Annotated in this window: 15 protein-coding genes and 3 pseudogenes; 9 read left to right on the top strand and 9 right to left on the bottom strand. The window is 43.2% G+C overall.

Translation table 11 applies throughout. From position 1 onward, the window contains the following. Positions 1-392: 392 nt before the first annotated feature. Positions 393-1,282: pseudogene (locus tag QUB33_RS26045) on the bottom strand (ISAzo13 family transposase). Positions 1,283-1,837: 555 nt separating this feature from the next. On the opposite strand from QUB33_RS26045, the pseudogene QUB33_RS26040 reads away from it, so the two are divergent. Continuing rightward, positions 1,838-2,673 (top strand): annotated as a pseudogene (locus tag QUB33_RS26040) (IS5 family transposase). Positions 2,674-2,880: 207 nt separating this feature from the next. Here the strand turns inward: QUB33_RS26040 and QUB33_RS26035 are convergent. The 3 genes from QUB33_RS26035 to QUB33_RS26025 all read right to left on the bottom strand — a co-directional run bounded on the left by QUB33_RS26035 (position 2,881) and on the right by QUB33_RS26025 (position 8,470). Continuing rightward, positions 2,881-3,849, bottom strand: coding sequence for an IS630 family transposase (locus QUB33_RS26035; RefSeq protein WP_333356368.1), 969 nt, complete (start codon positions 3,847-3,849; stop codon positions 2,881-2,883). A 396-nt stretch (positions 3,850-4,245) separates the two neighbouring features. After that, complete coding sequence (locus QUB33_RS26030; protein WP_333356366.1) at positions 4,246-5,925, bottom strand: AarF/ABC1/UbiB kinase family protein; 1,680 nt, start codon at positions 5,923-5,925, stop codon at positions 4,246-4,248. Positions 5,926-6,367: 442 nt separating this feature from the next. Then, complete coding sequence (locus QUB33_RS26025; protein WP_333356363.1) at positions 6,368-8,470, bottom strand: GAF domain-containing sensor histidine kinase; 2,103 nt, start codon at positions 8,468-8,470, stop codon at positions 6,368-6,370. Between the two features lie 51 nt (positions 8,471-8,521). Here QUB33_RS26025 and QUB33_RS26020 point away from each other — a divergent pair, with 51 nt between their 5' ends. Then, complete coding sequence (locus QUB33_RS26020) at positions 8,522-8,734, top strand: hypothetical protein (protein ID WP_333356360.1); 213 nt, start codon at positions 8,522-8,524, stop codon at positions 8,732-8,734. A gap of 391 nt (positions 8,735-9,125) precedes the next feature. Here the strand turns inward: QUB33_RS26020 and QUB33_RS26015 are convergent, their stop codons facing one another. Next, positions 9,126-10,004, bottom strand: a complete 879-nt coding sequence (locus QUB33_RS26015; protein WP_333356357.1) for a hypothetical protein — start codon at positions 10,002-10,004, stop codon at positions 9,126-9,128. Positions 10,005-10,182: 178 nt separating this feature from the next. Between QUB33_RS26015 and QUB33_RS26010 the strand changes: the two genes are divergently transcribed. After that, entirely contained in the window at positions 10,183-10,731 is a 549-nt protein-coding gene (locus QUB33_RS26010; protein ID WP_333356353.1) for a LeuD/DmdB family oxidoreductase small subunit, read from the top strand. Between the two features lie 97 nt (positions 10,732-10,828). Here QUB33_RS26010 and QUB33_RS26005 read toward each other — a convergent pair whose 3' ends face one another. Together QUB33_RS26005 and QUB33_RS26000 are read right to left on the bottom strand one after the other, a co-directional pair. Then, positions 10,829-11,251: an NUDIX hydrolase gene (locus QUB33_RS26005; RefSeq protein ID WP_190658201.1), complete on the bottom strand. Its 423-nt coding sequence runs from the start codon at positions 11,249-11,251 to the stop codon at positions 10,829-10,831. 221 nt (positions 11,252-11,472) lie between these two features. Further along, a complete protein-coding gene (locus QUB33_RS26000; protein WP_242722186.1) occupies positions 11,473-11,898 on the bottom strand; it encodes a DNA-binding protein in 426 nt (141 codons plus the stop codon). A 151-nt stretch (positions 11,899-12,049) separates the two neighbouring features. On the opposite strand from QUB33_RS26000, the gene folD reads away from it, so the two are divergent. The 6 genes and pseudogenes from folD (at position 12,050) to QUB33_RS25970 (ending at position 16,155) form a co-directional block, all read left to right on the top strand. Then, a complete protein-coding gene (folD, locus tag QUB33_RS25995; protein ID WP_333356350.1) occupies positions 12,050-12,928 on the top strand; it encodes a bifunctional methylenetetrahydrofolate dehydrogenase/methenyltetrahydrofolate cyclohydrolase FolD in 879 nt (292 codons plus the stop codon). Positions 12,929-13,001: 73 nt separating this feature from the next. Further along, the gene (locus QUB33_RS25990; protein ID WP_333356347.1) at positions 13,002-13,763 is read left to right on the top strand and encodes a calcium-binding protein; all 762 of its coding nucleotides are present in this window, start codon (positions 13,002-13,004) and stop codon (positions 13,761-13,763) included. 151 nt (positions 13,764-13,914) lie between these two features. Then, positions 13,915-14,103: pseudogene (locus tag QUB33_RS25985) on the top strand (bifunctional 5,10-methylene-tetrahydrofolate dehydrogenase/5,10-methylene-tetrahydrofolate cyclohydrolase); the annotation flags it as partial. Positions 14,104-14,176: 73 nt separating this feature from the next. Next, complete coding sequence (locus QUB33_RS25980) at positions 14,177-14,974, top strand: calcium-binding protein (protein ID WP_333356344.1); 798 nt, start codon at positions 14,177-14,179, stop codon at positions 14,972-14,974. Between the two features lie 124 nt (positions 14,975-15,098). Further along, positions 15,099-15,317 (top strand): hypothetical protein, encoded by a 219-nt coding sequence (locus QUB33_RS25975; RefSeq protein ID WP_445299560.1) that lies wholly within the window; start codon positions 15,099-15,101, stop codon positions 15,315-15,317. Between the two features lie 76 nt (positions 15,318-15,393). After that, positions 15,394-16,155 (top strand): calcium-binding protein, encoded by a 762-nt coding sequence (locus tag QUB33_RS25970; protein ID WP_333356338.1) that lies wholly within the window; start codon positions 15,394-15,396, stop codon positions 16,153-16,155. 256 nt (positions 16,156-16,411) lie between these two features. On the opposite strand, the gene QUB33_RS25965 is transcribed toward QUB33_RS25970, so the two are convergent. Further along, entirely contained in the window at positions 16,412-17,185 is a 774-nt protein-coding gene (locus QUB33_RS25965; RefSeq protein WP_333356335.1) for a methyltransferase domain-containing protein, read from the bottom strand. Between the two features lie 64 nt (positions 17,186-17,249). After that, complete coding sequence (locus QUB33_RS25960; protein WP_333356331.1) at positions 17,250-17,738, bottom strand: GNAT family N-acetyltransferase; 489 nt, start codon at positions 17,736-17,738, stop codon at positions 17,250-17,252. Positions 17,739-17,907 lie beyond the last annotated feature (169 nt).

The raw sequence follows: 17,907 nt of genomic DNA, 5'->3' as shown, positions 1-17,907 counted from the left end.
TTTGCTTTCTATTCTGCCATCAACTTGCCTGCTAAGTCTTTGAGTATTTATACTGGCTGCAAAACTGGGATGCTCCCAAACATATTTTTGTTTGTAGTAAGGAATTTAGTCCAGAAACCGGGTTTTTACGCTCAGACGCACTGTCACCGAGAGATTCTCTAAAAACCCGATTTCTTTAATCGGAGTGCGTAAATCCTGAGAATGCTTCCTTTTCATTGCTTTTTAAAGGGGAGACAGTTTATCATAATTAGCAACTAAATAGAATTTAAACAACCTGCCATGCTGTGGACACCCGGACAAATTCTGAGAACTCGCCCTCTCCGCATTGACACCATCCTGGGAATGGGGGGATTTGGCATGACTTAGGAATAAAAAATAAATAACTTGATGAATTACTGAGTTTGAGGTACGGCTCTATAGTTCCATTTTGGCAAGTATTCATCAAAAGTAATTTGCATAGTTTTTTTAAAGTTATCAGCTACCTTTCGACCAATTTTATAGACTTTATCAAGCACATTTGCAACTACAGATAGCCCGGTTTTAGTGTGAGTTTTTTCTACCAGGTATTTGACTAATTCTATATTGGTAAAAATTACTCCTTGACCAGCTCTAGTAACATGAGGAAAGAGTCGATGTTCGATGGGATTATATTTAGATGTATAAGGAGGGTAATGGGCAATTCTTATCTCAATTCCGATTTCATTAACTAACTTTTGTAAATCTTCTTTAAAAATATAATGATTAGCATTGTTACTACCTCCACCATCACACTTTGCTAAAATTGAAGTGGCATTCGGGTAGAGAAATTTTCCATAATTATTCCACCAATTTTTCAGAGATTCACAAGCAAATTCACTTGTATCTTTACTGTTGCCTAATGTTATATATCCTCGATTTTCTTGAGCATCATAAATCCCAGGTGGAATTACTTTTCCGTGACCTAAGCTCCAAAAATCATGATCGAAAGTAGTGACAGGCTCGGTTGTATAGAGAGTTCCCGGACGATATAAATTCCCTAAAACTTCTTTTTTTTTGTATCAAAACTAATAATTGGATTACCTGCCTCTCTATACTCTGTATCGAGTCTAGCAATATTTTCAAATTGAGCATTACGATTTTTATTAATTCCTGTCGTCTGTTTTTTTTGTGCTTTTCGCTTCACATATCCATGTTTTTTTAGGAGTTTTCCTACTAGAGGAAGACTCACACAAAATCCGGCGTTTTTCAGTCCTACAGCTATTTCTTTATGCGTCAAATTAGTCCATTTAATTAGCTCATTCATTGGGTCTCCCGCTGTCTGGAACTTTAAGACTTCTAAAAAGGCTTCATCAATACCCCTCCGGGTAGCTAAAATACTTTTTCTTCCTCCTCCTTTTTTTCTGACCCTTAAATTATTAATAGTCGTTTCATTCAGTGTTTCTAAATCTTTAATTCCCTGGACAATAGTATTTCGACTGCATCCGCAAAGTTTCATTATATAGCTAATTCCACCCCATCCCAATTTTTGTGCCTCGATCGCTGCATACCTTCTTTTATCCTTTTCTGATAAAGAGTTATAAAGTTTTTTTATTTCCGACTCAATTGAACTAGAATAAAACATAGGTTTAAAGGTCAGATAAAGTGGTAGAAGAGAAAAATCCCTGGCGAGTTTCTATCAATTTTAGAGAAAATAGCAATCAGGGCGCTATTTTTGATTATATCCGACAATCCATCAAGTTATTTATTCTTCAGTCCTTAGCTTTTGAGGCATTATAGAACCGTTACTGACGAGCGGGCTAACCTGTATATTTTGTTGGTTTTGTCAAGTACAATTTATACCAAATTAGATGAGCTTACCCTGGTACAAAAGTTAAACCCCGCCGACTTTAAACGGTACTGTGGACTACATCAAGAGACATTCAAAGAGATGGTAAAAATAGTCAAAGCAGAAAAAGTTTTTCAAAAAAAATCAGTCAGACCAAGTAAATTGTGCGTAGAAGACCAAATCTTAATGACATTATCCTATTTGCGAGAAGATCCTACTTTTTTTCATCTGGGAATTAAATGGGGTATTAATGAATCAAATGCTTATCGAATTGTAATTAGAACTGAGAAAGCTTTAATAAATTCAGGTTTATTTAAATTACCTGGAAAAAAAATCTTTATCAAAGTCAAAATGAGATAGAAACTGTAGCGGTGGATGTGTCAGAGCATGAAATAGAGCGTCCCAAAAAAAAGCAAAAGAAATATTATAGTGGCAAGCAAAAATATCATACAATAAAATCGCAAGTTTTAGCCAACACAAAAAGTACCGAAATAATATGTACAGCTTTTAGTAACGGAAAAACGCATGATTTTAGTTTGTTTAAAAAAAGCAAGATGGGGATGAATAAAGAACTTGAACTTTTAGGTGATAAAGGTTATCAAGGAATCAAAAAAATTCATAATAATAGTAGAACCCCTCTCAAAAAAACCAAGAATAAAGAACTGACTCAAGCAGAAAAAGTTTGAAATCGCCAACTGGCAAAAGAAAGAATTATTATTATTGAAAATATACATCGAAGTTTAAATATATTTAGAATACTTTCATCCAGATATCGGAATCGAAGAAGGCGCTTCGGATTAAGATTTAATTTGATCGCTGGTATTTATAATTATGAACTTTCTTTAAAGACTAAATTAGATATCGCCTGAGACTTTCGCAAGAGGTCTAATGAATTCTTGAGTCATATCTAAGAGGACTTTAGCTTTTACAGGACTTACGCAGGGCCACTATATATAGTGTGCCAAAAAAGGAATCTCCTTTTTCTCTCATCAAGAGTGAGCCTCACGAGATTAAAAACTTGCTGGCTCAAAAAATCACCAATTCTCCTGTTTAACAAGATACAGCACTTCCGGATGTTATGAGGTACAGTAGCAGCAATTAGTAAACCAGTTTTTAAGATGTTTCGGATTAATTAAGTCAAGAGCCACAGCAATTATGGTGTCAACCATTTTAGTGCTGGTTGGTGAAAACTGGATCAATAAAGATTTGAGTTGCGACCACCATAATTCAATTGGATTAAAATCAGGAGAGTATGGGGACAAACACAAGATAGAAGCACCCACCGCTTCAATCATAGGCTTAATTGAATCTACTTTATGCGCTGGTAAGTTATCCATCACTACTACTGCTCCCGACCACAATTGTGGCACTAAACATTGAGCGATAAACACCTCAAATGCTCGGCTATCCATCGAGTTGTCCATGGTCATTAATGCCACTACTCGCTGGAAACTAATTGCACCAATTACTGAGACTTTCTTTCCTCTATAAAAAGGTTTTACCGCATAGGCTCTAGTTCCTCGTTGGGAACGTGCATGAGTTCTGGTTAAACCTAGCAATACTCCAGTCTCATCTAAAAAGACTAGATTTTTTGGCTCGATATCCTTGACTTTTTCCCAATAGTCTAACCTTAACTTCATGACTCTTTCTGTGCCTGCTTGGCTACTCCTGACTGTTTTTTTTTTACGATTTAATCCCAACTTCTGTAAGGCGCTACACATGGCTGTTCGGCCTACCCAATTTCCGGTATTTTGGGCGAATAACTCACACAATTCTACCAAGGTTGCATCAGGATGTGCTGCAACTATTTCTTTTAACTCTTTTGAGGCATTATTCAAATAACTGAATCTGGGTTTACCCCTGCGTTTAGGCTGTAAATTCCCCTCGATTTTTTGTTGCTTGACAAGTTTTTGAACTAAGCTTTTACTGCAGGCAAATATTTCTGCTGTTTTTCTGCTCGACAGCTTCTGCTCGATATGGGCTGCTACTATTTTGGAGCGCAAATCTACTGAGTATGCTTTCATTGGTATATTATTTTTAGTCAATTCTATTGTACCTCATAACATCCGGAAGTGCTGTATAGCAGTAGGGAAGGATAGTGGTCGGACTAACTATATAGAAACATTTAATAATAGTCTGATACAAAGAATATATGGTCGTAATCAAAAAAATACCACTTTAAAATACTCTCCTATATTAGAGGCAGCTCTTTGGTATTTTATTGATGAGTATAACGTCTCTGCTTAGCGCAGGTTTAGCCTGCACTGATTATCACGAAAATTGAGCAGAGATAGAAGCAGAGTTAGTGGCCCAAGAATCGGAATATGAGCGTTGGGCAGCATTAAATAACCTACAAATGCAGGAGAAATGAGTCAGCATTAGTCTTTTTAATGAGGGCTAAAGTCCTGACTACGATCGCAATTCCCAATTACCCAGTATATTTATCGATCGACCATTCGATCGAGCTTTTCCTTAACCAACAAGTCTAACAACGAGCGCAACACAAACAAGCCACCGAATCCCGAAACCGCAAAAGCTGCGATCGCCCCCGTTTGATATCCGCCCACTAGCAGCACTGCACCCGACAAAAACACAAAACCAGTCAGACAAGCAAAAATTAGAGTTTTCAGGGCTAAATTAATGCGTTTTAAGGCTCTTTCGCTCTCGATGTTTCGCACTCTAATTTGCAGTTCGCCCTCTTCAATTCGCTGCTCCAAACGCTTGATAAAAACTTGCGATTTGCTCGGCTGCCGTAACTTATATGTAATAAAACTTCGCGCTTGCCTTGCCAATTCTCCAATCGCATTTCCCCGCCCCTTGCTCACCGCAATACTCTTGACAAAAGGCTGAGCTGAGGCTATGAAATTGTAGTTAGGGTCGAGAGTTCTAGCTATGCCGTCGAGAGTCGTCACGGATTTGACAATAAACATCATTTCTGCGGGCAAGCGAAACGGTTGCTGCTCGAACATGATGTAAAGTTCGTTCTTAATTTCATTAAAAGCTTGAAGGTCGATCGGCTTATCAATAAACTTATCCAACAGAAAAGCAATCAGCCGGCGTACCGGCATCATATCCGGCATCGGCTCAACTAAGCCGATCGAAATTAAAGTATTGAGTACCTCGTCAGTATCCTTTCTCATCACAGCAAAAAAAGTCTTGACCATTTGGTCTTTAGCCAGAGACTTTATCTCAGCCATCATCCCAAAATCGTAAAAAATTAAGCTACCATCTTCTGTCACAGCCAAATTTCCCGGATGCGGGTCAGCTTGAAAAAAACCGTCTATTAACAACTGTTTTAAATAACAGCAAATTCCGAGTTGATTGAGCTTCACAATATCGACTCCAATCGCCTCTAAACTAATGCGGTCGTCCACCTTAATGCCTGGTGCGTATTCTAGAGTCAGCACTTTTTTAGTCGTGTATTGCCAGTAGACTTTCGGGACAATAACCTGAGGATATTCTCGAAAATTATGGCTAAAGCGATCGGAATTTTTACCTTCTTGCACGTAGTCAATTTCTTGATATAAAATCTTAAAAAACTCGTGATAAATAGATTCCAGGTCATATTTGCGCGTCCCAGGCAAATAGCGATCGCAAAAACGCATCACTTGGCGCACCGCCTTCACATCCAAATCAAATAAACTTTCCAAACCCGGACGCTGCACCTTCACAATCACATCTTCCCCGGTGTGCAGCCTCGCTTTGTGTACCTGTCCCAAACTCGCAGCAGCGATCGGCGACGGGTCAAAATCGCGGTACAAAGCATAAATATCCTTGCCTAACTCTGATTCTACAAGAGCGATCGCCTCTTCGGAACTAAACTGAGGAACGCGATCCTGCAACTGTTCGAGTTCCTTGACATACTCAAGCGGCAGCAAATCTGCCCGAGTCGAGAGAGACTGCCCGATTTTAATAAAAGTCGGGCCTAAATTCAGCAAAGTATTGACCAACCAATGAGCGCGAATTCTTCTAGTGTGAGGCGAATTATTTTGCAGCAGTGCGTCCCACCACAAAAAAAACATAAACTTTCCCGCCGCTGCAAAAATGTCTATTTGCCGTGCCAGTGGCGAATATTTAGAACGTTGCCAACGCAGGGTTTTAGGTGCAGCTTTTGTGAGCATAATATTGGCTATCGAATTCCATGCACCGTGACAATTTTTATGGGACAATCCAGGACGCAGAAACCGGCTTGTACGAAAAGACGGGTTGCAGGCCTTTGAAACAGTTAAAAAACTCAGTTTCTTTGGTCTATACTGCGTAATATCATCTCCGACTATACAATTATAATTAAGTTCCTAGTAAGTAATGCAAGTCCTGATTAATTCATAAATAGAGGACAGTCGTACTCACTACAAACACGCGCTAATTACAGGTCAATAACCAGACATAATATAAGTCCTCGGGAAAATCAGCAATTGAGAACCGGCAATTTAGACGGCAACCAGACCAACAATTCAAAACAGAGGACTTGGTAGCGTTTACGACATTTCCAAATCTCCCTCTTCTGACAAGTCTTCTAGTTTCGCCTGTTCGCTGCCAATTCCCAGCAGCTTCTCAACCGAACTATTCTTCTACATTAGAGAGTTCCGCTGGAAATTGCGGCAGAGTCAGAGTAAAAGATGTGCGCCACAAATTGTCAGCTTCTGAACTTTCTGCCGGACAGCTAGATACATCAATAGTACCATTCAAGTGCTGCACTAAAGACTTTACCAGAGCCAGACCCAAACCCGTACCGGCGATAGCTTGGTCAGTAATGCCAGTGCCGCGGCGGAACTTGTCAAAGATGTGGGGCAAATCAGCCGCCGAAATGCCGCGCCCGAAATTAGAAATGGTCAGGACAATATAGCCGGCTGCCTCAGACGCCTCCAAAACTACCGCCGTTCCAGAAGCAGAGTATTTTCCAGCATTCGTCAGCAGTTCCAGGATTACCCGATTGAGAATGTCCGGGTCGGTTTCCCAGCAAGGGGTCAACTTGGGCAACTCCACCTTCAGAGTCAATTGCTTATCCGCCCACTGTTTTTCAAAATCCCTAACTAAATCTTGAAGTAAACGGTTGAGATCGATTTTGATTATAGAAATCGGGACTTGCTGAGGCTCAAACTGCTTGAGGGCCAGCAAATCGTTAACCAGAGCAGTTTCCTTAGAACACTGCTGTTCTAGAATGTCGAGATACTTAGTCCGATTCGCTGACGGCAGTTCAGCTTGTTTGAGCATCAGAATCGCCAGCTTCATGATTGTTAAAGGGGTACGCAACTCGTGACTCAGAGTGCTGAGAAACTCGTCTTTAATCAGCTTCAATTTCCGCATTTGCTCTAGCTGATTGGCAGATTGTTCGTACAGTTTCCCCTGCACGTCTAGACTTTGCTGCAACTGAGATGTTCTGTCTAAGACTGCGGTTTGCAATTCCTTAAGCGTTTGAGTTTGGATAATCATCTTGCTCGCTTGAGCGCTGACTGATTCCAGAACTTCTAATTCTTCCGGGTTCCAAGTGCGCGGCTCGGAGTGCTGCAAAACCAAGAAACCCAAAACTGTTTCCTGGCAGCTACGGCCCGTTAGGGGAACCAGCAGCAAGCCGCGAATGCCTTGGAGTTTCAAAATTTCTGTGGCTGCTTCTTGTTCTTTGCCTATTAATGCGCCTGCGTCAGCTAGGGCGAGGGGTTTGGGTGCGCTGTGGAATGCTTGGCGGCACAAATTAGATTCTGACAGCCAAAAAGCAGGAGAGTCATTTGGTTTTAAGTTGGGGATTTGGGATTGGGAATTAGCAGTTTTATTCTTGTTTTTTGTTTTGGAGGTTGAGCTTTTTTTTCCGGCCGCGCTTTGTGTTATTGCCTGTTTGTTTGGAGCTTTTTTTACAAGAGATTCGCAAACTAATTCTACTTTTGCTTTGGGAGTTTGATTGGGGGAGGGAGTTGTAAATAGAGGATCTGTATATTTCAAGAGCAGGATTTGACCTCTATCTACTTCCAGGGTATCGACGGTATTTTCAACAACTTGCTGCAATATTCGATCGACTTCTGAATTTGTGTCGATCGATGCAGCAACTGACATGAGTAGATTTTTGTATTTAGCCTGTCGCTGTAACTGTTGGTTTAAGTTGGCAATTTCTTGAGTTTTTTGAATGTGAGAAATCGCGATGCCGATCGCCTCTGATGCTGCTTCAAGGCGCTGCCGATCTGCTACCGACCACTCGTGAGGTTGCGACTTACCAACAATCACCATGCCATTTACAGCCCCTCCAAATCGCGCAGGTCCTGCCAAAATTGCCCGAAAAGGCAGCGCAGTCACAGGAGAATTGGGCGATGAAGCTGCCGGACTATCAAGATAGTCTGATATCGCCACTATCTCGCCGTCTGCTAGGACGTTTGCCCAAGCGGGATGTTCGAGTGAGATGCTAGGCGGTTGTAATCTTGGGGTTTGCGGGTGTTCCGGTGTTTCAGTGGAATCCCCAACACCGGCAAAATAGGGGAGATCGCTCATATTTTGCCAGCAAGCATTTGGATTTACTACTTTCTGGTCAAGCACAGCAGCAACAGAACAGAACTCTGCCCCCCACGCAACCCCCAAAGTAGTGGCTATTTGCTGCAGCAGGATTTCTCCATCAAAGCTGGTCGCGAGAATTTGGCAAATTTGTCGCCCGAGAAGGGCAGGATCGACCTGGAACTGCATAAGACGATCCAGAAATTTTGGGATTGATAGTGGTTCTGGGATTTGCGGTAAATGCAAAGTGCAAGACTCGGACGGCGATCGGTCGATCGGACTAAAGTCTTGATTTCCCTGGCAATCGATCATGGCAACCAAGCCTTTATTCTAAGATGTTTGAGCCGGCTCCCGCTGCAACAAATATATAACCTTTCCATAACTGTCGGCTTGACTGTTATGACCCTGCTTTCTGTGTTTGTGCAGCCTGTCGGCGGGTCACTAGATATCTGAAAATATACCCCGAGCTGACAGAGTTCTATTTTCTCGTTTTCTACCCTTCGATCTGTACGGGATGAACTTTACCATCCTTTACCGGATGATTATCAATCCATTCCCGCTAATTTTGACTGTTATTGTATAGTATGAAGCTTTTCTAGAGACCGCTTAGTGACACCCTTCTCCTCACTCTGTGATGTTTCCTATTTAAGTTTGCGATCTTAACAAATTTTTATTTTGATACAAATCCGCCGATCGAGTGACAGCGATCGCAAAAATTCCCATTCAAAAAATTATCAATCATAACATAGTTGAGAGTTTTCGAGTTTTTGCTCAAAAACTCATTTTTCACAACACCTAGAGCCGTGCAGCCAAGTCTATGGTTAAATTTATCCCACTTCCCTGCTTACTTATTTTGTGCTTCCTGTTGGGCTTTATCGCTATTTTGGCGGTAAAGTGCAGTCCGGTTCAGAGCCATTGTGTAGCGGGGATGCTTGGAGGGCACGGCGGCCATCAAATCCGAAGCTTGCTGCCACTTAGCAGCTACGACTAACCAATCCTCGCGAGATTGAGCGGTTTTGCCCTCGATGGCTGCTTGTTCGGCTACTCGCACTGCTTGGGCAAAAGAGTCAACAGCAGAATTAACAGTCTCCTTAGAAATTTTCAAAGCAGGTTTTGCCTCCGAGGGAGGGGCAGTTGCCACTGCTTGGGTGGTGGCTTGTGTGCTGTTTGGCACTTGGGAATTGAGTCCTTTGTAGATGGCTGCCGCTGCGGCGAGCAACAGCACCGTCAAGCTGATGCCGCCGACAATACCGCGCTGAAATTGTCGGGGTTCGTGAATCGAGCGAGGTGCAGCCATTCTCGGCAAAGCCCGCTTCCCTGCGAGAGCTTGGCGTTCGTGATGGTTGCTCAGAGCTAAACGCTTGAACAAATTCGGCTTTCTGAGTTTAATTTCTTGAGACCACAACAGTTGATTATCGGGATCGCGGCTAATTTCTTCGAGCCACAGCAGTTGGTGTTCTCGGACAAGCCGGCTGTTGATGTTGACTCGGCGAATATTGTGGGGCGAAATGCGTTCCAAAATTTCTCGGACTCGATCGACCAAACTAGACTCTTCGAGGAGTTGGGGGGTTGCAGCTTCGCACAGCAGTTGCAGCACCCCATCTGTAAACACAGCTCGGGCCCTGACCCCTATCTGTGCCAGTTCGTCATTAAGGATTTGAATAATCGATGCAACCGAGCCCTCGCGAGCTTGTCGAGCAATGTCATCTATTGGATTTGCCATAAAACTATCTTGACGCTTAGCAATCTGTTAATTGTTAACCCAAAGTCTCGGATCTAATTTTTACTCATACAGGTTATCACTGACACTGCCAGGTTAAAATGAACAGATGCAAATCTTGCATACCGATCCACTTAAAATTATCACCACAGCATCGAGCGAGGCTAACAGGAAATAAACTATGGGTAAAGTAATTAGCGGTCAAATTTTTGTTGTAGACGACAACATCGATACAGATCAAATTATCCCGGCCGAATACCTGACCCTGGTTCCCTCGAAGCCGGATGAGTACGAGAAACTAGGCAGTTACGCTATGATTGGGTTGCCCGATCGCTACGGTAAGTTTATCGAATCCGGCGAACAGAAAACCCGGTATCCGATTATCATAGCGGGCGAAAATTTTGGCTGCGGTTCTTCGCGGGAGCACGCTCCGATAGCTCTCGGAGCCGCCGGCGTCACAGCAGTGGTGGCTTTGTCTTACGCCCGCATTTTCTTTCGCAATTGCTCGGCTACTGGCGAATTGTACCCGATCGAATCAGTCGAGCGGCTCTGCGACTTGTTTGTAACCGGTCAAGAAGTGACGATCAACTTTACAGCAGAGGTAATTGTCAACCACACTCTCGATCGAACTTTCTCGCTCAAACCTTTAGGAGAAGTAGGGCCTGTAATAGATGCCGGAGGGCTGTTTGACTACGCGCGCCAAACGGGAATGATTGCGGCTCGCTCTTAACTTTTAAAACCCCTGCTATGTAGGGTGTACCACCGGGCGCACCTTACGAATATCTCCCCGCTCCAACCGCTCCCATCTAGGGTGCGCGGAAATTTTTTCAAATCGACTCAATAAAATTCAATAAAATACGCTGGTGAGCAATGCCAAAAGGTCGCACATCTCCTGACTGCTCAGAATAGCATTTGCCAGCCCGAATCTGCTCGGGTGTCAACAACTTCATATCCCACCCCTCAAGCAAAACTAAATCCTTGACATCCGCACTAAGTTGTGCATGAAAAACGTGGCGCACGACATCTTTTTCGACATCACAACAGAAAAAAGAAACACTTGCAGGAGCATAGCCAATTTCCTCTGATAATTCCCGCACTACAGCAACTTCCGGCGTTTCCCCCGGTTCCAAGTGTCCGCCAAACAAAGCCCAATGTCCGGGATACCTGATATGAGGAATATCGTCCCGCAACTGACAGAGAAACTTGCCCTCTCGGTACAAAATCGCGATCGCAACGTGAATTTTAGTCATGTGTTAGAAAGAAAATAGAAGGAAAAAAGTGCTGTAGGAGCGGGTTCACCAACATCTGTAAAATTAACCAAAAATATAGGTAAACCCGCCCAGACCATAATATTATGGTTAATGAACTTTGAAGATAAATAAACAGCTCCAAATCGCCCAAGCACAACTATAAACCTTTGATTTGTAGGAAATAGACTTACTTATTGAAATAAATTAGCAGCTTCGTATTTTTATTTATTAGCCGCTGGAGTGCGCTTTAATTGTTCCATTTCCTCAACATAAACTTCACCTAAATCCTTTCCTGCCAATTCCTTCAGAGTAATACTCTTGTAGCGGACTTCTCCCTTCAGCAACACTTCATCGCCAAGCTGGGGCAAATCTTGCGTGGTTAAGATCCAAATACTGCCAGTACCATCCTCAAGTTGATAAGCCGCATTCCCCACAAACGGAGCGCGATTTTCCACCTTTCCCCGGAGATAAACTTCAGCATCCACTTGCCGCTTTTGTTGAACGTCGCCAATGCTAGCCACATTAAAACCAAGATTAAGTTGAGACAGAGGTAAATTGCCACAACTGAAAAAACCGCTGGCGAGGATTAGCGATAAAGAGCCGGTGCAGAATCTTTGAACCCAAACTTGCTTAATTGCAGTAGTCATTGGTCAACTGATTTGAGATTTGAGATGTGAGATACGACTTACTTTAACAGAATCCAAAGAATCGATCGCAAGTAAGAAATTTCTCTAGTGTAGTCCTTGGCGGGGATTAAGCTAAAATCTAAAGTCGTCCGCCCCTAACCCAGAGTCTACAATGGATGCCAAAACTGCTCAAATACTAGATGGCAAAGCTTTAGCGACAAAGATTCAAAGCGAGCTGAGCGATCGAGTCCGCACCCTACAACCCCAAAAGGGGCGTCCTCCCGGACTTGCGGTGCTGATGGTGGGCGATAACCCAGCTAGCGCAGCCTATGTTCGCAATAAAGAGCGAGCCTGCGCTAAAGTTGGCATAGCTTCCTTCGGCCAGCATTACCCCGCAAACGCCACTCAAGCCGAACTAGAACAGGCAATTCGTGCACTCAACGAGGACGATCGAGTAGATGGCATTTTAGTTCAATTACCGCTACCAGAACACTTAGATGCAATTGGGCTGCTGTACCAAATTGCTCCCGACAAAGATGCTGACGGACTTCACCCTGTAAATTTAGGCCGTCTCGTGCGCGGGGAGCAAGGTTTGCGGAGTTGTACTCCCGCGGGAGTGATGCGGTTATTGCAGGAATACCAGATTGATTTAAAAGGAAAAAATGCCGTTGTTTTGGGACGGAGTATTTTGGTAGGTAAACCGATGGCGCTGATGCTGTTAGAAGCCGATTGTACTGTTACTGTAGCTCATTCGCGATCGCAAAACTTAGAATCGATTACCAATCAAGCCGATATTTTAATAGCTGCAGTCGGCCGCACAGAAATGATTACAGCTAATATGGTCAAACCCGGATCAGTAGTAATTGATGTCGGTATCAACCGCGTCGTCAATCCAGACGGTACGAGTCGCTTGGCCGGAGATGTTGATTTTGATGCTGTTAAAACAGTAGCCGAATTTATCACGCCGGTGCCGGGAGGAATCGGGCCGATGACTGTTGCTATGCTGTTGGAAAATACCGTTGCGAGTTATATTGAATACGGTTCTAATTGAATTATGACCCACTTGTGAGCCAGTATTGGCTCAAGTAGCGTTAGTAATCTACCAACAGACAAAGATTTTAGCTATGGCTTTAAAACCGGATGCGTCAGGGGCATTGCGCTTAATTGGCGACAACACCTCGGAATTGATTCAACTTTTTCCTGGAGATCTAACCAACTTCCCTTTAGGAGCTTGGTTACTCGATGGCGACGATACAGTAAATGGCTCAGAGGCTAGCGAGTTAATCCTGGGAAATGAAGGGGAAGATATTCTCCGAGGTTTGGCAGGCAACGATTCTTTATTTGGGGGAAAAGGAAGAGATGCCCTGTATGGAAATGAGGGAAATGACTGCCTCAGTGGAGGTCTAGATGCTGATTTCCTTACTGGAGACGCTGGCGATGATATTTTATTTGGGGGGAGGGGCAATGATCTTTTAGGCGGCGGAGATGGGAATAACACTCTGGTTGGCGGCTTGGGCAGAGACTTATTAAATTGTGACTTGGGCAATAATTTATGCGTTCTAGGAATAGATCCTGCCACTACAGATATCAATTCTAGTGATAGAATCGCACGTTTTGCTCCTGATTTAGATCGCATTGGATTAGCGAGTGACTTAACGGTCAATGATATAGTGTTGGAGCCGCTACAGAATGTGACAATAACAGTTAGGTTCGATTTCCCGCAAGCTTTACAAGCCTTCTTCCCTCCAGCTTTTCTCAGCGAATTTAGCGGACCTGTTTCAGGGACTCTAATCAGAGTCAGGAATTCTAACGCGATTTTAGGTTTTGTAGACGATGTAACGCCTAATGAACTACAAAGCAGGATTGTTTCCGTTCAGGGTTTCTAATTTCAGGACAATCACTGGTTGCCTGACAAACTTCTCCTATTGTTAGCCACAAACTAACTCCTGATATTTACAGGAATTACGCAGAAACGCTAGTAGTAGGGTGCGAAATTCGCACCTTACTACTATCGGTTGTGTAAAAATTGACTATTATATTGATGTCGGTATCAACCGCGTCCTCAATCCAGACGATACGAGTCGTTGGGCCCCAGATGTTGATTTTAATGCTGTTAAAACAGTAGCCGAATTTATCACGCCGGTGCCGGGAGGAATCGGGCCGATGACTGTTGCAATGCTCTTGGAAAATACCGTTTCGAGTTATATTGAATACGGTTCTAATTGAATTATGACCCACTTGTGAGCCAGTATTGGCTCAAGTAGGGTTAGTAATCTACCAACACACAAAGATTTTAACTATGGCTTTAAAACCAGATCCATCAGGGGCATTGCGCTTAATTGGCGACAACACCTCGGAATTGATTCAACTTTTTCCTGGAGCTCTAACCAACTTCCCTTTAGGAGCTTGGGCCCTCGATGGCGACGATACAGTAAATGGCTCAGGGGCTAGCGAGTTAATCCTGGGAAATGAAGGGGAAGATATTCTCACAGGTTTTGCAGGCAACGATTCTTTATTTGGGGGAAAAGGAAGAGATGCCTTGTTTGGACAGGAGGGGAATAACTCCCTCAGTGGTGGTCTAGATGCTGATTTTATTCTTGGAGAGGCTGGCAATGATATTTTATTTGGGGGTAGAGGCAATGATGTTTTAGACGGCGCAGGGGGGGATAACACTCTGGTTGGCGGCTTGGGCAGAGACTTGTTAACTTGTGGGTTGGGCAATAACTTATGCGTTCTGGGAATAGATCCTGGCACTACAGATATCAATTCTAGTGATATAATCGAAAGTTTCGATCCTGATTTAGATCGCATTGGATTAGCGAGTGACTTAACGGTCAATGATATAGTGTTGGAGTCGGTACAGAATGTGGCATTAACATATACGTTCGATCTGCAGCAAGCTTTACAACCATTACTCCCTCCAGATCCGGCCGGCGCAAGTGAATCTGCTTCAGGAACTCAACCCAGAGGCGGAATTACCGGAGTTTATTCAGGAACTCTAATCAGAGTCAGAAATTCTAACGCGATTTTAGGTTTTGTAGACAATGTAACGCCTAATGAACTACAAAGTAGGATTGTTTCCGTCCAGGGTTTCTAAGTTCAGGACAATCAGTGGTGATCTGACAAACTTATCATTTTTTTAGCCACAAATTAACTCCTGATATTTACAGGAGTTACGCAGAAACGCTAGTAGTAGGGTGCGAAATTCGCACCTTACTACTATGGCTTGTGTAAAAATTATTGACTATTATATTGATGTCGGTATCAACCGCGTCGTCAATCCAGACGGTACGAGTCGTTTGGCCCCAGATATGGACTTTAATGCTGTTAAAACAGTAGCCGGATTTATCACGCCGGTGCCGGGAGTAATCGGGCCGATGACTGTTGCTATGCTTTTGGAAAATACCGTTTCGAGTTATATTGAATACGGTTCTAATTGAATTAGTGCCAACTTGTGAGCCCATATTGGCTCAATTAGTAGGGTTAGTAATCTACCAACAGACAAGGATTTTAACTATGGCTTTAAAACCAGATGCGTCAGGGATAGTGCGCTTAATTGGCGACAACACCTCGGAAGGAATTCAACTTTTTCCTGAAGATCTAACCAACTTCCCTTTAGGAGCTTGGGCGCTCGATGGCGACGATACAGTATTGGGTTCAGGGGCTAGCGAGTTAATCCTGGGAAATGAAGGGGAAGATTTTCTCGCAGGTTTTGTAGGCAACGATTCTGTATTTGGGGGAAAAGGAAGAGATGCCCTGTATGGAGACGAGGGAAATGACTCCCTCAGTGGTGGTCTAGAGGCTGATTTTATGTTTGGAGAGGCAGGCGATGATATTTTATTTGGGGGTAGAGGCAATGATTTTTTAGACGGCGGAGAGGGGAATAACACTCTGGTTGGCGGCTTAGGCAGAGACTTCTTAAATTGTGAGTCTGGCATTAATTTATGCGTTCTGGGAATAGATTCTGCCACTACAGATATCAATTCTAGTGATGGGGTCGCAGGTTTTGTTCCTGGTTTTGATAGCATTGGATTAGCGAGTGGCTTAACGATCAATGATATAGTGTTGGAGCCGGTAGAGAATGTGACATTAACATTTAGGTTCGATGTGTCGCAAGCTTTACAACCATTAATTCCTCCAGCTTTAGTCAGCGGAATTAGCGGACTTTCTTCAGGAACTCTAATCAGAGTCAGAAATTCTAATGCGATTTTAGGTTTTGTAGAGGATGTAACCCCTAATGAACTACAAAGCAGCATTGTTTCCGTTCAGGGTTTCTAAGTTCAGGACAATCACTGGTGAGCTGACAAACTTCTCATATTGTTAGCCACCAATTAACTCCTGATATTTACAGGACTTACGCAGAAACGCTGGTAGTAGGGTGCGTATTTCGCACCCTACTACTATGGGTAGTGTAAAATTTGACTGTGCAGCGTAAGTCCTGTAAAATTCTTTACTCTTTGAGTCCGCTTGGAGTGGATGAAAGTTGGTGTAGTAGCGCTTTCAAGCTCCGATCGAAATCACTAATCACTATGATTTAGCGTGAGGAATTTTTGACAGCAACAACCCGAATTCGGCGATAATCTGCACTCCAATTACCATCGCGGTACAGCGCCGATCGCAAACGCTCTTCAACGGAGTTAATTACCTGCGATCGCACATCATCAGACAACCCCGACAAAAACCCGCCAGCAAACATTTCAATCCAATTTACCATACCCGCGCTGCCGCCTTCTAGGGGAGTCGGGCGATCGAACAAAACCGCATAACCCACATCAAATCCCTGCTTTTCCAAAAGCCCAGCATACTCGCCAATACTCGGAAAATACCAAGGATTAAGCGCTTCAGGCTCCTCGCAGCCAATTTCTGACAAAACACTCAAAAGTGCGCCGACGATTGCCCCCACGTTCCCCTTACCGCCAAACTCAGCCACAAAACGCCCTCCCGGCTTCAGCGCTTTTTCCACACAATTAATCACAGCATCCGGCTGTTTAATCCAGTGCAAAACCGCATTAGAAAACACAGCGTCTAACGGCTCTTCTACTTGAAAACTTCTTGCATCGGCGGCAGCGAAGTCAATGTGAGGATAGTTAACTTTTGCCGTGGAAATCATCGACAAAGATGAATCAATACCTTGCACAAAAGCACCACTTTGAGCAATCTTTTCAGTTAACTGCCCCGTACCGCAGCCCAAATCCAGAATTTGTTCACCAGCCTTCGGAGCGAGTAACTCCAAAAGCGATTCACCGTACTGCCAAACAAAAGCATGATTTCCCTCATAAAGCACTGAATTCCAAAAATCTTGTGACATCTCTTCTCTCCTATTCTCTTCTCTTCTCTTCGCGTTTTTCGCGCCTTCGCGGTTCGTTATTAAATCATTTGCCTGCAAGCAGATTAATTCCATCCCCATCAATACGGCAAACCCTAATATTTTCCAAAATCCGCGCTCCCTGCTTTTCATAAAAAGCAATTCCCGGCGCATTGCCAGTATTAACAGTCCATTCCATACGCCCGCAATTTGTGGACTCAGCAATTTGTGCCAAATACTTTAATAGCGCTGTACCGACTCCCATACCGCGCATAGGAGCTTGCACAAATAAATCATCAAGCCAAAGGCAAGGCTGCGTCAATAAACTTGAATAGGAGGAATAAAAAAGAGCAAATCCTACCGCTTTTCCGCAAACTTCAGCCAACAAAACCCGTACTAGCGGAGGCTGGCAAAATAACGTTTGCTGCAATTTATCGGCTGTTGCTTCTAACAGATTTTTACATCCATCAAACTCGCTTTTTTGTGAAATAAAATTCACAATTAATTCCAAATCTGCCAGCTCTGCTTCTCTAATTTTGATATCCAAATTAGCCATTGTTTACTTCTCTACTTCGCTTATTAATCACTGTATTAAATGCCATCATAAATGTCCAATATATGTTTAAACAACAACTTATACTTTTAAAATATAGCAATTCCATTTGAGATGTAAATATGAATTTTTATGGTAAAATAGGAAAGTTTGATAATAAATGAAAAGGAAA

The organism is Microcoleus sp. B3-A4, from assembly GCF_036705385.1.
Lineage (GTDB): Bacteria > Cyanobacteriota > Cyanobacteriia > Cyanobacteriales > Microcoleaceae > Microcoleus.
The sequence above is the reverse complement of the archived record's forward strand: the minus strand, read 5'-3'. Positions and strand labels throughout refer to the sequence as shown.